The 16,442-nt window shown below is 72.0% G+C and carries 14 protein-coding genes and 3 tRNA genes; 16 read left to right on the forward strand and 1 reads right to left on the reverse strand.

Annotation, left to right across the window (positions count from 1 at the left end):
• The first annotated feature begins 183 nt into the window (after positions 1-183).
• From ACWDAK_RS05695 to ACWDAK_RS05705, 3 genes are all read left to right on the forward strand, one after another.
• On the forward strand, positions 184-1,500 hold the full coding sequence (locus ACWDAK_RS05695; protein ID WP_344638461.1) for a glutamate-5-semialdehyde dehydrogenase: 1,317 nt from the start codon (positions 184-186) through the stop codon (positions 1,498-1,500).
• Positions 1,501-1,572: 72 nt separating this feature from the next.
• Positions 1,573-2,199 (forward strand): SCO2584 family spore wall biosynthesis protein, encoded by a 627-nt coding sequence (locus ACWDAK_RS05700; protein ID WP_427392887.1) that lies wholly within the window; start codon positions 1,573-1,575, stop codon positions 2,197-2,199.
• A gap of 90 nt (positions 2,200-2,289) precedes the next feature.
• Entirely contained in the window at positions 2,290-3,351 is a 1,062-nt protein-coding gene (locus tag ACWDAK_RS05705) for an SCO2583 family membrane protein (protein ID WP_344638463.1), read from the forward strand.
• Positions 3,352-3,435: 84 nt separating this feature from the next.
• On the opposite strand, the gene ACWDAK_RS05710 is transcribed toward ACWDAK_RS05705, so the two are convergent.
• A complete protein-coding gene (locus ACWDAK_RS05710; RefSeq protein WP_344638464.1) occupies positions 3,436-4,476 on the reverse strand; it encodes a M48 family metallopeptidase in 1,041 nt (346 codons plus the stop codon).
• Between the two features lie 196 nt (positions 4,477-4,672).
• Between ACWDAK_RS05710 and ACWDAK_RS05715 the strand changes: the two genes are divergently transcribed.
• The 13 genes from ACWDAK_RS05715 (at position 4,673) to ACWDAK_RS05775 (ending at position 16,378) form a co-directional block, all read left to right on the forward strand.
• Positions 4,673-4,834 carry a hypothetical protein gene (locus ACWDAK_RS05715; RefSeq protein WP_344638465.1) on the forward strand — a complete coding sequence of 54 codons (162 nt, stop codon included), beginning with the start codon at positions 4,673-4,675 and terminating at the stop codon, positions 4,832-4,834.
• A 135-nt stretch (positions 4,835-4,969) separates the two neighbouring features.
• Positions 4,970-5,116 (forward strand): hypothetical protein, encoded by a 147-nt coding sequence (locus ACWDAK_RS05720; protein ID WP_344638466.1) that lies wholly within the window; start codon positions 4,970-4,972, stop codon positions 5,114-5,116.
• Positions 5,117-5,236: 120 nt separating this feature from the next.
• Complete coding sequence (nadD, locus tag ACWDAK_RS05725) at positions 5,237-5,866, forward strand: nicotinate-nucleotide adenylyltransferase (RefSeq protein WP_344638467.1); 630 nt, start codon at positions 5,237-5,239, stop codon at positions 5,864-5,866.
• A gap of 16 nt (positions 5,867-5,882) precedes the next feature.
• On the forward strand, positions 5,883-7,589 hold the full coding sequence (locus tag ACWDAK_RS05730; RefSeq protein WP_427392888.1) for an LCP family protein: 1,707 nt from the start codon (positions 5,883-5,885) through the stop codon (positions 7,587-7,589).
• A 99-nt stretch (positions 7,590-7,688) separates the two neighbouring features.
• On the forward strand, positions 7,689-8,126 hold the full coding sequence (gene rsfS / locus ACWDAK_RS05735; RefSeq protein ID WP_344638469.1) for a ribosome silencing factor: 438 nt from the start codon (positions 7,689-7,691) through the stop codon (positions 8,124-8,126).
• Positions 8,123-8,770, forward strand: coding sequence for a histidine phosphatase family protein (locus ACWDAK_RS05740; RefSeq protein WP_344638519.1), 648 nt, complete (start codon positions 8,123-8,125; stop codon positions 8,768-8,770). Before rsfS ends, ACWDAK_RS05740 begins: the two co-directional genes overlap by 4 nt.
• Positions 8,771-8,873: 103 nt before the next feature.
• Positions 8,874-8,946, forward strand: a tRNA-Ala gene (locus ACWDAK_RS05745).
• A gap of 37 nt (positions 8,947-8,983) precedes the next feature.
• Positions 8,984-9,056 (forward strand) — tRNA-Ala (locus ACWDAK_RS05750).
• A gap of 498 nt (positions 9,057-9,554) precedes the next feature.
• A tRNA-Ala gene (locus ACWDAK_RS05755) sits at positions 9,555-9,627 on the forward strand.
• A gap of 133 nt (positions 9,628-9,760) precedes the next feature.
• Positions 9,761-11,056, forward strand: coding sequence for a hypothetical protein (locus ACWDAK_RS05760; protein ID WP_344638470.1), 1,296 nt, complete (start codon positions 9,761-9,763; stop codon positions 11,054-11,056).
• 225 nt (positions 11,057-11,281) lie between these two features.
• Positions 11,282-14,164, forward strand: a complete 2,883-nt coding sequence (gene leuS / locus ACWDAK_RS05765) for a leucine--tRNA ligase (RefSeq protein ID WP_427392889.1) — start codon at positions 11,282-11,284, stop codon at positions 14,162-14,164.
• A gap of 313 nt (positions 14,165-14,477) precedes the next feature.
• Positions 14,478-15,272 (forward strand): hypothetical protein, encoded by a 795-nt coding sequence (locus tag ACWDAK_RS05770; RefSeq protein WP_427392890.1) that lies wholly within the window; start codon positions 14,478-14,480, stop codon positions 15,270-15,272.
• A gap of 260 nt (positions 15,273-15,532) precedes the next feature.
• Positions 15,533-16,378, forward strand: a complete 846-nt coding sequence (locus ACWDAK_RS05775) for a DegV family protein (RefSeq protein ID WP_344638473.1) — start codon at positions 15,533-15,535, stop codon at positions 16,376-16,378.
• The last annotated feature ends 64 nt before the right edge of the window (positions 16,379-16,442 follow it).

Here is a 16,442-nt window from a genome sequence, read left to right on the forward strand (position 1 = left end):
GCGCCGGGACGAGCGGTCGCTCCGCGGAGACGGCGCGACCGCTCTGTTGGGCCGGCGCACGGAGAGCGTCTCCCGCCCCCGCACCTCTCCTCGCGCCCCGAGCGGCCGCCCATGCGTCCGGGGGCCGTCTCGGCCGTTGAAATGCGGCCGGTCGGCGCTGCAGCAGTCGCTACCCTTTCAAGCATGAGCAGCGATCACGCCACCGCCGACAGTCCCGTCCTCGCCGTCGCCCGCCGAGCCCGTGCGGCGGCCGCCGCGCTCGCTCCGCTGCCGCGCAGGGCTAAGGACGACGCGCTGCTCGCGATCGCCGACGCGCTGCTGGCCCGGAGCGGTGAGATCACCGCGGCCAACGCCGAGGACGTGGCCCGTGCCCGGGAAGCCGGTACCGCCGAGTCGGTGATCGACCGGCTCACGCTGACCGAGGAGCGGGTCGCCGCGATCGCCGCCGATGTCCGCAACGTGGTCGGGCTGCCCGACCCGGTGGGCGAGGTGGTGCGCGGCTACACCCTGCCCAACGGCCTGGACGTCCGGCAGGTCCGGGTCCCGCTCGGTGTGGTCGGCATCATCTACGAGGCCCGGCCGAACGTCACCGTGGACGCCGCCGCGCTCTGCCTGAAGTCCGGCAACGCGGTACTGCTGCGCGGCTCGGCCTCCGCCTACCGCTCGAACACCGCGCTGGTCGCGGTGCTGCGGGACGCGGTGGCCGCGGCCGGGCTGCCCGCGGACGTGATCCAGCTGGTCCCGGGCGAGAGTCGGGACTCGGTGCAGGAGCTGATGCGCGCCCGGGGCCTGGTGGACGTGCTGATCCCGCGCGGCGGCGCCTCGCTGATCCGTACGGTCGTCGAGGGCTCCACCGTGCCGGTGATCGAGACCGGTACCGGCAACTGCCACGTCTACGTGGACGCCAGGGCCGACCTCGCGATGGCCGTCGGCATCCTGCTCAACTCCAAGGCCCAGCGGGTCAGTGTGTGCAACTCCGCCGAGACGCTGCTGGTGCACCAGGACATCGCGGACGCCTTCCTGCCGCTCGCCCTCGACGCGCTGGCCGAGGCGGGAGTCACCGTGCACGGAGACGAGGCGGTGCTGAAGGCGGCCGAGGGCGGCCGGGCCACCGTCGTCCCGGCGACCGAGGAGGACTGGGAGGCGGAGTACCTGTCCCTGGACCTGGCCGCCGCCGTGGTGCCCTCGCTGGACGCCGCGGTGGAGCACATCCGTCGCTGGTCCTCCGGCCACACCGAGGCGATCGTGACCACCTCGCAGGCGGCCGCCCGGCGCTTCACCCAGCTGGTCGACTCGACCACGGTGGCCGTCAACGCCTCCACCCGGTTCACCGACGGGGGTGAGTTCGGCTTCGGCGCGGAGATCGGCATCTCCACCCAGAAGCTGCACGCCCGGGGCCCGATGGGCCTGCCGGAGCTGACCTCCACCAAGTACATCGTCACTGGTGACGGGCATGTGCGCGGCGAGGCGGCGCAGACCGTGGGCTCGGCCGAGTCCTGAGCGGGACGGTTCGTCCAAGGCCAACTGGCGGGAGCCACAGACAAACGGCGCGCCCGGTAATACCCTGAGTCCGTGGCTGAGGATGTGGGGGGCTCGCCGAACCCCGACGGCGCCGACCACGGTGGTGCGGACGACGAGTTCGCCACCGTGGTGCTCGACGAGGCATTCGTCCGGTCCGCCGCCGTGCACGAGCCGAGCGCCAGGGAACGCCAGCTGGCCGCCGCCGAGGCGAGGTTCGAGCCGGACACCGGACTGCTCGGCCGTGGCTACGAGATGACCGTCAGCGGGGAGGGGCTCCCGTTGGAGCTGCGCCCGCACCCGAGCCTGGACGACGACCGCCAATACCCTGACCCGTGGTCAGCCCCGGGCCGGGCCGGACGGGCCGCCCGGTGGCGCCGCAGGACCAGGTCCTGCGGCGGGTACGACCCGAGGCGGGCCGGCGGCGGCCGGTACGTGGCGCAGCAGCGCTGGCACCGCCCGGTGGCCTGGGTGCTGGCGGTGGTGATGGTGGTCGGGGTGGCCGCGGTGGCGGTCGCCGCGATCTACCGGGGGGCCGGCGGGGCCGCCGACTCCCCGCGCCGTCCGGAGACGGGTACCAGCCGTCCGGAGAGCGGTACGGCCGGTGCCGGTGCGACCGGCGCGGGCGCGACACCGAGCGCCCCGGTGGGTACCGCCCCGATGGCGCTGCAGACCGGGTGACGGGCGCCGCTCGCAGCGGTCGCCGGCTGCCGCTCAGAAGTTGCGTCGCAGGCCTCGAGACGGGCCGTACCCCGGTCTTACCCTGGTGTTATGGGTGACCCGCGCGAACCTCCGGAGGGTGTGCCCGACGGTGGTTCCGGAAACGAGGACGAGTACCGGTCCGTCGTGTTCGACGAGTCGTTCGTCCGGGCTGCCCGGATCCAGGAGTTGTCGGCCAGCGAGCGGCTCGGCGGCTACTCGCGGGGGGTGCGGCCGAGACTGGGTTTCGGCCACATCGGTTCGCTGCCCCGGCAGGCGGTGGCGCTGCTGCTGCTCGTCGTGATGGCGTTCGCGGCGGCGGTCTACTTCGGGGTGAGCTCACCGCGCCGGATGGGCGTCCAGCCGACCGGCAACCAATTGACCGTCAGCATGGCGGCGCTCAGCCCGAGTTCGGCGGTCCCGGCGGTGGCGGATCCGAAGAGCCCGTTCGCCGCGCTGCCCCCCGGCTACGCCGACGGCGCCGCGGGGCTCGGCATCCCCGCTGGTTCGGCCACGGCGCACTTCACCAGGATCGAGGTCACCCGGGCCCTGGACACCGTCCAGCACTTCCTGGTCGCCTCCGCGCTCAACCCCGCCACCCTCGTGCAGGGGGAGACGGGGGCGGTCCGCGCCCTGGTGACGCCCGGCGAGCAGGCGCAGTACGACCAGAGTCTGAACTCGCCGGGCGACGACCAGCACCACGCCGCCACGGGCTGGCTGGTCCGGTTCGACCCGGGCAAGGTGGCGTTGGCCGTCGACTCGGTCAAGGTGGCCGGCGGTATGAAGGTCACCGAGGCGGACAGTGCGACGCTGGAGATCGACACCGACCACACCTTGGTCTACGCGCTGCGGCCGGCCGGGACGGACACCTCCGCGCCGGTCAGCCTGTTCAGTGTCCGGCGCGAGCTGCGGTTCGAGTTCGACCACACGGACATCGGGGCGGGCCGGGCGCGGCTGGTGGACGCGGTGCTGCAGGCCGGGCCCATGGCGTGCGGGGCACCGCTGGCCGACCACCTGCAGCCGCTGCTGGCCGGGCAGTCGGCCGGCACGCCGCCGGCAGTGGATCCGGCCGATCACACGGTGCCGGCCTGGCAGGTGTGCGGGGTGCTCGGTCCGCTGGGCGCCGGGCACTGAGCTCCACGGCGGACCGAGGACCGTACCCGGCGCGCGGGCGCGAGGAACGGCGCGACTGTGGTTCCGCGCGCCCGCGAGGTGGCGCTAGTCCTCGTCGGAGTGGCGGGTGCCGGTGAAGGTGTCGCGGAGCTTGCCGCCGACGGTGCCGACACCGCCCGCCACATCGCGCAGCAGGCCCATCAGCGGGTCCTTGCTCTCCTTGACGCTCCTGGAGTACGAGTCGGCGGCGGCCTTCCACTGCTCGCCGACCGAGGTGTCCGGGTCGTCCTCGCGGCGCGGGTAGGCGCCGGCCAGGATCGAGCGGTACTCCTCGCTCTCCGCCCACTTCTTCAGCTTGGCCACCCGGACCACCGCGAAGGGGTGGGTCTGCGGCAGCACCTGGAGCAGCTTGAGCACTCCGTCGCGCAGGTCGCCGGCCTTCTCGTACTCCTCGGCCTGCTCCAGGAAGGCGTCCACGTTCATCTCTGCCAGATTGTGCCCGCCGGCCAGCTTCATCAGGCCGCGCATGGACGCCTGGAGGTCCTGGCCGGCCAGCAGCCCGGCCCGGTCGCAGGAGAGCTCGGCCTTGCGGAACCACTCCTTGAGCGCGGTGATCACGGCGGTGATGGCGAGGTTGCCGAGCGGGAGCCAGGCGATCCGGGCGGCGATGTTGGTGAGGATCAGCAGCATCGTCCGGTAGACCGCGTGGCCGGACATCGCGTGGCCGACCTCGTGGCCGATCACGGCCCGCAGCTCCTCCTCGTCGAGCAGCTCGACCAGGCCGGTGGTGACCACGATGATCGGGGTTTCCATGCCGATGCACATGGCGTTGACCGCCGGGTCCTGGGTCACGTACAGGTCCGGTACCCGCTCCAGGTCGAGCACGTAGGCGGCGTCGCGGACCATGTCGTACAGCTCGGGGAACTGCCGCTCGCTGGCGCGGACGGCGGTGGCCAGGAACATCAGGCGGACGCTGCGCTCGGAGACCAGGCCGGCCAGCTTCTTGAGGACCTCGTCGAAACCGGAGAGCTTGCGCAACGAGACCAGGGCGGAACGGTCCGCCGGGTGCTCCCAGGCCCGGGTGGAGATCCCGGGGAAGCGTTCGCGGCGGCGGCTCGGCGTGCTCGGCTTGGTCATGTCGGTCATGTGAGTACCTCCTGGTCGATGCCGGCACCGGCTCACGTCCGGCCCCCGCTGCTGTTGGCTACAACGCTTGTTCGTCCGTACTCGTCCCCGCCGCCCACGGTACGCCGGGGGTGCCGTCCGCCGTCCGGAGTGCCCGGGGCTACCCTGGGCCTACCGGAGGTCCCGCGGGACCGTCACCCGTCCTGAGGAGCCCACCATGTCCACTGTCGAGAGCCTCACGCAGCTGGCCGGGCCGATCTCCACGGAGTCGGGCCCCGGGCTGTTCCTGCGGATCATCCTGGTGGCGTCCTTCGTCGGTGTCGGCCTGCTGGTCTGGATCATGGCGCGGGCCTTCCGCAGCGGCAACGGCGGCAACTGATCCCGTGCGGACGCCTACGGGGGGTCAGACGCGGTGGGCCGCCGCGCGGTTGCCGAAGGACCACCCGTACGATAGGGACGCTGGCCACCGGCCCGCGTCCTGGTCCCTCACCCGAGCCGAGAAGGTCTGCCGACCATGAGCAATAACGTTCTGCCCGCCGTTTCCCGGATCGCCGAGGGTGGCAACCACGAGAGCCTCAACCCGCTGGTGACCGGCGGCTCCGCCTTCGTGATCCTGCTGCTGCTGCTCTTCGTGACCACGCGTTTCAACCGCGACCGCTGAGCAGCGCGCTCCTACTGATCGGTGACGAGGAGCGTCCGGCGGTCCGCCGGACGCTCCTCGTCGTTGTCCCGGCGTCCGGGCTTGTCCGGGGGTAACGCGGGTCGCGTAAGGTGTGGCGGCATGGGACAGCAGGCCAAGACCCCCGGCGGAGCGGCGAAGCGGCGCCTAGGCGTGATGGGCGGCACCTTCGATCCGATCCACCACGGGCACCTGGTCGCCGCCAGCGAGGTGGCGAGCGCATTCCACCTCGATGAGGTGATCTTCGTGCCGACCGGGCAGCCGTGGCAGAAGAGCCACCGTGAGGTGACCCCCGCCGAGGACCGCTACCTGATGACGGTCATCGCCACCGCGGAGAACCCGCAGTTCTCGGTCAGCCGGATCGACATCGACCGCGAGGGCCCCACCTACACCGTGGACACCCTGCGCGACCTGCACGCCCTGCACCCGGACGCCGAGCTGTTCTTCATCACCGGCGCCGACGCGTTGGCCCAGATCCTGTCCTGGCGCGACTCGGAGGAGCTCTTCGAGCTCGCCCACTTCATCGGTTGCACCCGCCCGGGGCACACCCTGTCGGACGCCGGGCTTCCGGTGGGCGGGGTCTCCCTGGTGGAGGTGCCCGCGCTGGCCATCTCCTCCACGGACTGCCGGATGCGGGTCGCCAAGGGCGAGCCGGTCTGGTACCTCGTCCCGGACGGCGTGGTCCGTTACATCCACAAGCGGGCGCTGTACGCGCCGGCCCAGCAGCCTTGATCCCGGGAGGCGCCGCGTGACCGGAACGGCAGACCGCAGGGGACCGGAGGACGGCTGGTACCCGCAGCCTGGCTACGACGGGTACGGACGGCCTGAGCACGGCCAGGACCCGCAGTACTCGCAGGGCCAGTACCAGTACGGGCAGCAACAGGGGTACCCGCAGGAGCAGTACCAGGGTTATCAGCAGCAGCCGTACGAGCCGCAGCAGTACCAGCAGCAGGGCTACTACCAGCAGCCGCTGCAGGAACCGGTGCACGATCCGTACGGGCAGCCCCAGCACCCGTACCAGCCGCAGCAGCAGGAGTACTACTACCAGCAGCAGCCGGCGGCCCAGCCGGTGGTGCAGCCGGTCGTCCCCGCGCAGACGCCCGCGGAGCCGGCGCCGGCCGCCGCGGCGCCGGTGCCGCCGCAGGTGCGGCGGTCGGCTCCGGCCCAGCCGGCGGCGAGGCCGAGACCCGAGCGGACCGAGCCGGACGACCCCTACGTGACGGGCGAGTTCACCTTCCTCGACGAGGAGGCGGAGGAGACCGAGGACGTCATCGACTGGCTGAAGTTCGCCGAGTCGCGGACCGAGGTCAGGGCCGAGCGCAAGCGCAGGCTGCGCAACCGGCTGATCGCGGCCGTGGTGGCGCTGGTCGTGCTCGCCGGTGGCGGGGTGGGCTACCTGTGGTGGAGCGGGAAACTGGGCGGCACCAAGACCGTCGCGGCGGCGGCCGGGGGGCGGCAGGTGAACGTGGTCCAACTGCGCGATCTCAACGGCAAGGTGACCAGTGTGCTGCTGGTCAACGACGCGGGCGCGCACAAGGGCTCGATCCTGCTGCTGCCGGACATCCTCAAGCTGCCCAGTGCCGGTGACTCCCCGACGGTCCCGATCGGGCAGGCGATGGACACCGTCGGCGCCTCCGCCACCAGGGAGGGCCTGAAGACCGTGCTGGGCGCCCCGGTCGCCGGTACCTGGCGGCTGGACACCCCGTACCTGCAGCTGCTGGTCTCCCAGCTCGGCGGCGTGAGGGTGGACACCAACGCGGACGTGAAGGGGGCGGACGGCAAGGTCACCCCGGCCGGCAAGGGCACCACGCTGTCGGGTGACGCGGCCGTCGCGTACGCCACCTACCAGGCACCCGGCGAGGGCCGGGACGCCCAGCTGGCCCGGTTCGGGCAGGTGCTGGACGCGGTGGTGCGGGCCATGCCGACCGACCTGCCCGAGGCACAGGACGACGTGCACCGGATGAACGCGGTGCTCGACCCGTCGCTGCCCGAGCAGGCGCTGGCCGGGGTGCTGGCCCAGCTGGCCCAGCTCGCGAAGGACGGCGCCTTCAGCACCAGCACGCTCAAGGTGCAGCCGGACGGCACGCTGGACGAGGCGACGGCGGGCGCGCAGGTCAAGCAGGTGCTCGGTGGCACGGTGCACAAGGCCCAGAGCGGCACCGGGACGCCCCGGGTCAGCATCGTCAACGCCTCGGGCAACGACCAGGCGGCGACCTCGGCGCTGGTGCAGGTCTCCAACGCCGGTCTGAACGTGGTCCCGAGCAACGGCAAGTCGGGCAGCACCCAGGCGACCAGCGAGATCCGCTACACCGACGACGCCAGGGCGGCGGCGGCGAAGTCGCTGGCGACCACGCTCGGTCTGAACGAGTCGGCGGTGAAGAAGACCACCGACGCGCAGAACGCCGACCTGGTGGTGGTGCTGGGCAAGGACTACCAGCCAGGCAAGAACCCGTAGCCGCCTGCGGATCGAAGGCCCCGGAGAATTCTCCGGGGCCTTCACGCGTTCATGAGATCCTGGAAACCGTATCTGTGTACAACGAGCGGGAAGAACACCGTGACTGCCACTGACCGGAGCCAGGAACTGATCACCGTCGCCGCCCAGGCGGCGGCCGACAAGCTGGCCCACGACATCATCGCCTTCGACGTCAGCGAGGTGCTGTCGATCACCGACGCCTTCCTGATCGCCTCGGCAAACAACGACCGCCAGGTCAGGTCGATCGCCGAGGAGATCGAGGACCAACTGCGCGAGCAACTGGACGTCAAGCCGGTGCGCCGCGAGGGCGAGCGCGAGGGCCGCTGGATCCTGCTGGACTACCTGGACATCGTGGTGCACGTCCAGCACTCCGAGGAGCGTTCCTTCTACTCGCTGGACCGCCTCTGGAAGGACTGCCCGGAGCTGCCGCTGCCCGCCGACGCGCTGGCGACCCGCAACCGTCCCCAGGACGTGGTCACCGACGCCAAGGGCAACGCCATCGCCGAGGACGAGCGCTGAGCCGCGCCGCAGGGGGCCCGCGCGTCGTCTTCTGGCGGCACGGCCAGACCTCCTGGAACCTGGAGTCCCGTTTCCAGGGCACGACCGACATCGACCTGACCGACCAGGGGGTCTTCCAGGCCAAGCGGGCGGCCAAGCTGCTCGCGGGCCTGCGTCCCGACCTGCTGATCTCCTCGGACCTCACCCGGGCCCGGCGCACCGCCGCCGAGCTCGCCAAGGTCAGCGGCCTCGAGGTGGACCACCACGAGGGCCTGCGGGAGACCTACGCGGGCGAGTGGCAGGGGCTGACCAATGCCGAGATCAGGGCGCGGTACCCGGAGCAGTACGAGGCGTGGGCCAAGGGCGAGCCCGTCCGGCGCGGCGGCGGCGAGCTGGCCACTGAGGTGGCGGACCGGTCCGTCCCGGTGGTGCTGGCGGCGGTCGAGAAGCTGCCCGTGGACGGCACGCTGGTCGTGGTCAGCCACGGCGGGACCATCCGCACCATGATCGGCCGGCTGCTCGGCATGGAGGCGGACCTGTGGGAGCGCTTCGGCGGTCTCTCCAACTGCTGCTGGTCGGTGCTCGGCCAGGGCACGCGGGGCTGGCGGCTGCTGGAGCACAACGCCGGCACGCTGCCGCAGCCGGTCATCGGAGACGAGACCTGAGGCCGTCCGAACGACGGATTTCGCAGTTCCGGGCCTGACCAGCTAGAGTCTTCCTCGTTCGCAGGAAAGAACGCCGACCGGCAGGGAGGCGGGAATCCTCCGAGGGGCTGTAGCTCAGTTGGTAGAGCGCTTGCATGGCATGCAAGAGGTCCGGGGTTCAATTCCCCGTAGCTCCACTCCGCGTCGGCGGTCCGAAAGGGCCGCACGGCTCGCGGGGCTGTAGCTCAGTTGGTAGAGCGCTTGCATGGCATGCAAGAGGTCCGGGGTTCAATTCCCCGTAGCTCCACAACAGAAGCCGAAGGGCACCTACCGATCCGGTAGGTGCCCTTCGGCGTTCGCGGCGGTGCGGCCGGTGTGCACGTGGTGGATGGGGGCGACCGCTCGGCGCCGTCCTCCCCGGGGGCTCAACTGCTCCGGCCCGGCCGCTACTTCGGGGCGCGCGCTGCAGGTGGTCGCGGCTGCTGGCCGCCGCCCGCGTGCTGCGCATCGGGGGGCGTCGCCTGACGCCAACGGGTTCGTCCCGCGCCGGCTGGCGCTGCTCCATGGGGGCGAGCAGCGACGGCCGGCCGCTTCCGGGTCCGGGAAGCGTACGAGGGATGACCGGGGAAGCGGAAGACGGTCCTCCGTGAAGCTTTGATGGTGATCCGCGGCGTGAGGCTCCGACTACCGTGCGCGTTCGCGAGTGGGCTGAAGAACGGATTAGGGGACTGGTCGCCGGACCGTGTACAGTTGTGCACGTCGCCGAGGGGGACCGCAGGAAGACCTCGGATGACAAGCAGGACAAGGGGCTGTAGCTCAGTTGGTAGAGCGCTTGCATGGCATGCAAGAGGTCCGGGGTTCAATTCCCCGTAGCTCCACAGGAAGAAGGCCGTCTCCCGGGTCGGGAGGCGGCCTTTCGTGCTGTTCACCCCGAAGTCCTGCGCCGCGCGCCGGTGTTCGGCCCGGCGGGTGCTCTACCCCGTTGCCCGGCCCGGCGGTTACGGTCGTGCCATGGCGGATCTGGCGCGCAAGCGGAACGAAGAACTGGCCCGGATACTCCACCAGCTCGGCTGGAGCCCCGAGCGCCTCGCCCGCGAGGTCAACTCCGGCCTCCCCGCCCAGCTCGCCATCAGCTCCACCGCCCCCTACAAGTGGCGCGACCGCGGCATGGTGCCCAGGTCACCGCACGACCAGACGGTCTGCGAGGTGCTCGGCCGAGCCGTCGGCATCGCAGTGACGTACGAGCAGCTCTGGGGACGGATGGGCAGCGGACGCGGTGCCAAGATGCTCTCGCCCCGGCTGCTCACCGATCCGTGGACCGCCGACACCGCGCAGACCGCCCTGCGCGAGGCCGGTGCCGACAGCACGCCGGTCCGCCTCACCGACCTGTTCCGCGGTGCCGAACTCGAACAGGCCGCCCGCCACTGGGCCTCCCCGCCGCCCGAGGTCACCGGCGGCGAGGGTGCGCTGCGGATCGCCGCCGCGCACCTCGCCGACCTGCGGACCTCCCACGACAGCAAGCAGCGCCTGGAGCGCGCCTACGGTGGCGGGCTGATCCTCAGCCCCGCCAAGGCCGAACTGGCGCTGGCGGGCAAGCTGCTGGAACTCGGCTCGTACGGCGAGCAACTCGGCCGGCAGCTGTACGGGGTGGCGGGCCGGCTGGCCCGGCTGGTCGGCTGGGCCAGCTACGACATGGGCCATGACGCCGCCGCGCAGCGCGCCTTCGTCGCCGCGCTGCGGGCCGCCCACGTCTGCGGCGACCCCCGGCTCGGCGTGAGCGTGGTCGGCTGCCTGGCCGTGCAGGCCACCTACAACTCGGCCGGGCGCGGCCTCGACCCGGTCGCGATGCTCTCCACCGCGCTGCGCGCCGCCGACGAGGTGCTGGCGCCGGCCGAACGGGCGCTGCAACTCGGCCGGATCGCCCGGGCACACGGCCGCAAGGGCGAGCAGATCAGCGCCGAGGCGGTCGCCGAACTCGCCTTCAACGCGCTGGAGGAGGCCGCGGGGGAGGATCGCGGCCAGGAGCGCGCCGATCTGCAGGGCATGGTGGGGGAGGGCTACCTCTTCCTCGGTGACCACGAGCGGGCCCGCCGCCTGCTCTCCTCCGCCACCGCCGCCCTCGCGCCCGAACGAGCCAGAACCAAGGCGCTGCTGCTGGTCCGGCTGGCCGACTCCTACCGGCGGACCGGCGAGCACGAAGGCGCCGCCGAGACCGCGGACCAGGCGAGGATGCTCGCGGCCGGCATGCAGTCCGGCCGGGTGGCCGCCGCCCTCCGGGAGTTCGACGCGGCGGTCAAGGCCGGATAGTCAGGTGGCCGCCGCTTGACCGTGCGGTACCCTGAGCCCATGCGAACCGTGCGCCTGCTCCTTAGCCGGCCGCGCTGACCAGGACCGGCTGAGCCTTCGGGCGGTGCCGGAGTCGGCGTGGCGTCCCCTCCTGCGAGGGGCTTTTTTGTTTTACGCGCTGCTTCCTTCCCAGGGCGCTGCCCCGCTGACGATTCGCTAACTGACATCGATGGAGCTTGAAGGACCATGAGCGAGACGACACCTGCTTCCGCCGCCGTCGAGGCCGCCGGCGAGCCCTTCCGGTACAGCGCGGCCCTGGCCGCGGAGATCGAGTCCCGCTGGCAGGACGTCTGGGAGAAGGAGGGGACGTTCAACGCGCCCAACCCGGTGGGCGCGCTGGTCGACCCGACCGCCGGTGACGTCACCGCGAAGCCGCACAGCTTCATCATGGACATGTTCCCGTACCCCTCGGGCGCCGGCCTGCACGTCGGCCACCCGCTGGGCTACATCGCCACCGACGTGTACGCCCGCTACCAGCGGATGACCGGCCACAACGTGCTGCACACCCTGGGCTACGACGCCTTCGGCCTGCCCGCCGAACAGTACGCGGTGCAGACCGGCACCCACCCCCGGGTCTCCACCGAGGCGAACATCGCCAACATGCGTCAGCAGCTGCGCCGCCTGGGCCTGGGCCACGACTCGCGCCGCTCGATCTCCACGATCGACCCCGAGTACTACCGCTGGACCCAGTGGATCTTCCTGCAGATCTTCAACTCCTGGTACGACGCGGACGCCGCCAAGGCCCGCCCGATCACCGAGCTGATCGCCCAGTTCGAGGACGGCTCGCGCGAGGTGCCGGGCAGCCGCGCATGGTCCGAGCTGACCGCCGCCGAGCGCGACGAGGTGCTGGGCGAGTACCGCCTGGCGTACGCCAAGGAGGTGCCGGTCAACTGGTGCCCGGGCCTGGGCACCGTGCTGGCCAACGAGGAGGTCACCGCGGACGGCCGCTCCGAGCGCGGCAACTTCCCGGTCTTCAAGTCCAACCTGCGCCAATGGATGATGCGGATCACCGCGTACTCCGACCGCCTGATCAAGGACCTGGACCTGCTGGACTGGCCCGAGGCCATCAAGCTGCAGCAGCGCAACTGGATCGGGCGCAGCGAGGGTGCCCGGGTCGACTTCGCGGTCGGCGAGGACCGGTCGATCACCGTCTTCACCACCCGCCCCGACACCCTGTTCGGTGCCACGTACATGGTGCTGGCCCCCGAGCACGAGCTGGTCGACTCGATCGTCCCGGCCGCCTGGCCGTCGGACACCCACAATGACTGGAAGGACGGCGCCCACACCCCGGCTGAGGCCGTCGCCGCCTACCGGGCCGCCGCAGCCGCCAAGTCGGACGTCGAGCGCCAGATGGACGCCAAGGTCAAGACCGGTGTCTTCACCGGCGCGTACGCGACCAACCCGGTCACCGGGAAGCCCGTCCCCGTCTTCATCGCCGACTACGTGCTGATGGGCTACGGCACCGGTGCCATCATGGCCGTCCCCGCCCACGACCACCGCGACTTCGCCTTCGCCCGCGCCTTCTCGCTGCCGATGGCCTGCGTCGTCCAGCCGACCGACGGCCGGGACAAGGACCCGCACACCTGGGACGACGCCTTCGACACCTACGACTCCGTCATCGTCAACTCGGCGCACGACGGCCTGGCACTGGACGGCCTGAGCGTGGTCGAGGCCAAGGCCGCGGTGACCGCCTGGCTGACCGAGCGGGGCATCGGCGAGGGCACCGTCAACTACCGCCTGCGCGACTGGCTGTTCAGCCGCCAGCGGTACTGGGGCGAGCCGTTCCCGATCGTCTACGACGAGGACGGCGTGATGCACGCGCTGCCCGAGTCGATGCTGCCGGTCGAGGTGCCCGAGGTCGAGGACTACTCGCCGCACACCTACGACCCCGACGACGCCACCTCCTCGCCGAAGACCCCGCTGTCCCGCAACGAGGCCTGGGTCAACGTCGAGCTGGACCTGGGCGACGGCCCGAGGAGCTACCGCCGCGAGACCAACACCATGCCCAACTGGGCCGGCTCCTGCTGGTACGAACTGCGCTACGTCGACCCGGTCAACGGCGAGAAGGCCGTCGACCCGGCCAACGAGCAGTACTGGCTGGGCGCGACCGCCGACAAGCCGGCCGGCGGTGCCGACCTGTACGTCGGCGGCGCCGAGCACGCGGTGCTGCACCTGCTGTACGCCCGCTTCTGGCACAAGGTGCTGCACGACCTGGGCCACGTCTCCTCGGTCGAGCCGTTCCACAAGCTGTTCAACCAGGGCATGATCACCGCCGACGTCTACCGCGACGAGCGCGGCTTCCCGGTGCCCGCCGCCGAGATCGAGGAACGCGACGGCAAGTACTTCTGGCAGGGCCAGCCGGTCAGGCGCGAGGCCGGCAAGATGGGCAAGTCGCTGAAGAACGCGGTCGCCCCGGACGAGATCGCCGACGAGTACGGCGCCGACACGCTGCGCCTGTACGAGATGTCGATGGGCCCGCTGGACGTCTCCCGCCCGTGGGACACCCGCGCGGTGGTCGGCTCGTACCGCTTCCTGCAGCGGCTTTGGCGCAACATCGTCTCCGAGACCACCGGTGAGCTGGTGGTCACCGAGGAGGCGCCCGACGAGGCCACCCTGCGCGCGCTGCACAAGGCGATCGACGGGATCCGCGGCGACATGGCGGGTCTGCGCTTCAACACCGCCGTCGCCAAGGCGATCGAGCTGAACAACTTCCTGGTGAAGCGCGGCTCCACGCCCCGTGCGGTGGCCGAGCAGCTGGTGCTGCTGATCGCCCCGCTGGCCCCGCACATCGCCGAGGAGCTGTGGCGCAGGCTGGGCCACAACGGCTCGCTGGCGTACGTCGACTACCCGGTCGCCGACCCGGCCTACGTGGTGGACGAGACGGTCACCTGCGTGGTCCAGATCAAGGGCAAGGTCAAGGCCCGGCTGGAGGTCGCGCCGTCGATCTCCGACGCCGAGCTGGAGGCGCTGGCGCTGGCCGAGCCGGCCGTCGTCGCGGCGATCGGCGACGCTCCCGTGCGCAAGGTGATCGCGCGGGCGCCGAAGCTGGTGAACATCGTCACGGGCTGACGGGAGCCCTGCCGGGCGGCCTGCCCGTAGCGGCGGGCGGCCCGTCCCGCACAGTCGCCGGGTGGTCCTGCCCGCAGTCGCTGGGTGGCCCTCCCCGGAGCCCCGTTCGGGCTCCGGGGAGGGCCACCCTCGCTGCTTTCGGCGACGGCTCCGCCGATCCTTGCGCCGTTCCCTCCGGGGGCGGTGGCCGATGCCGTGGGGGATGTCCCTGAGGGTCCCCTGATCTCGGGCGGGATGTCCGGTTTTGCGAATCCCCGCAGCGGTGGGGACGGCTACCGTGGAAGACCTTGACGGGTGTGGAAGGTGGCTGGTGATGGACGCGATCGGTGTAGTGCTCGGCTTGGTCCTGCTCTTCACGGTGGCCGCGCTGGCCATGCTGGCGGTCGGGGCGGTGAAGGCGACCAAGCGGGTCGCGGCAAAGGTCGGTGAGCACGAGGCGAACGCCCGCCGCGCGGTCGAGAACGCCGCGCTGAAGGCGAAGACCTTCACCAAGCCCGGCCCCGTGGGCCGGATTTCGGCGGTCCGCCTCTCGCTGCGCACCTCGCTGGAGAGCACCCGCCAGGTGCTGGAAGCCGGCCTGTCGGAGGACGGCCAGCTCACCGAGGCGCTCCAGCTGCTGGCCCGGCTCGACTCGCACGCGGCCGAGCTGGACGGCGAGTTGAGGATCCTGGAGCGCGAGCCCGACCAGAGCCGGGTCACCGCCAAGCTGGCGGAACTGACCGAGCGGGCCGAGCGGATCACGCACTCCGCGGAGTCGATGCGCTGGGCCGCGCAGGACCGGATGCGCCGGTTCGCGGACGACGAGCTGGCCCGGCTGACCGAGGCATGCGAGGCCGAGGCGGGGTCGCTGCGGCACTGGGAGCCGACGGCCGCCTCCGCGGCTGCGGCGGATGCCGCCGGGAACGGGGCCGGGGCTTTCACGGCTTCCACTCAGGGGCAAGGGGCGGGGCGGTCTTCGGGGCAGGCGTCGTCCGGCGCGGAGCGGAAGGGGCTCGGCGCGGGGCGTCAGCCGGGTGCCGAGGACGTGCTCGGACTCGCCGCCGAACCGCTGGCCCGGCTTGCCGAGCGGCTGCGCAAGCCCTCGACCGGCAGCTCTTCGGCAGGCTGACCCGGCGGGACCGGCCCGAGGCGTCGGGCACGGCGAAGCGGCGTGCGGCTGCGCGGTCGATGCGCTGATGTGCCCGTCCGCGCCGGAGACCGAGGCGTCCAGGGCTCGGTGGGCGGCGACACGCACCCTGCCGCGCACGTCCGGCGCGAGCGCGTGGCAGCGGGACACGGACCGGCCGCAGACCTGGCCGGTCGTCCGCAGTCGGGAGTGCTGTCCGCCACAACTGTCTTCTGTGCCGGACGGGGAGTAACCTCCGGCTCATGCCCGACCGCCTCGCACTCGTCACCGACTCGACGGCCTATCTGCCGCAGGAAGCCATCGACCGGCACCGGATCGCGGTGGTCCCGTTGAGCGTCGCGGTGGGCGACGAGGTGCTCGCCGAGGGCGTGGAGATCTCCCCGAAGGAGGTTGCCGAGGCACTGCGCGCCAAGCGCAGGGTGACCACCTCCCGGCCCAGCCCGGAGACCTTCGCCGCCGCCTACCGTGCCGCGGCCGCCGAAGGCGCCTCCGGAGTCGTCTCGGTGCACATCTCGGGCGAGCTCTCCGGTACGTACGAGGCCGCGAGGCTCGCCGCCGGCGAGGCCGGGATTCCGGTCCGGGTCGTCGACAGCCGCCTGGTCGGCATGGCGCTCGGCCACACCGTGCTGACCGCCGCGCGGGCGGTGGAGGCGGGGCTCGGTCTTGACGAGGCGGTGGCCGCCGCCACCGCCCGCGCGGCGATGACCAGCAGTTTCTTCTACGTGGACACCCTCGAGCACCTTCGGCGCGGCGGCCGGATCGGCGCCGCACAGGCGCTGCTCGGCTCGGCGCTCGCGGTGAAGCCCCTGCTGCACCTGTCCGACGGCCGGATCGAGCCGCTGGAGAAGGTCCGGACCGCCTCCCGGGCGATCGCCAGGCTGGAGGAGCTCGCGGTCGACCGGGCGGGGGCGGCCGACGTGGACATCGCCGTGCACCACCTGGCGGCCGAGGAACGTGCGGAGCCGCTGGCCGAGCGCTTGCGGGAGCGGATCCCCGGGCTGAGAGACCTGTACGTGGGCGAGGTCGGCGCGGTGATCGGCGCGCATGTCGGGCCGGGGCTGCTCGCGGTGGTCGTCGCGCCGCGCTGAGGGGCCGACTGGGGAGCCGGTGTTCCGAGGTGCGCGGTACTGGGGGACCAGACCGGGAAGCAGG

The sequence above is a fragment of the Kitasatospora sp. NPDC001175 genome, from assembly GCF_053598215.1.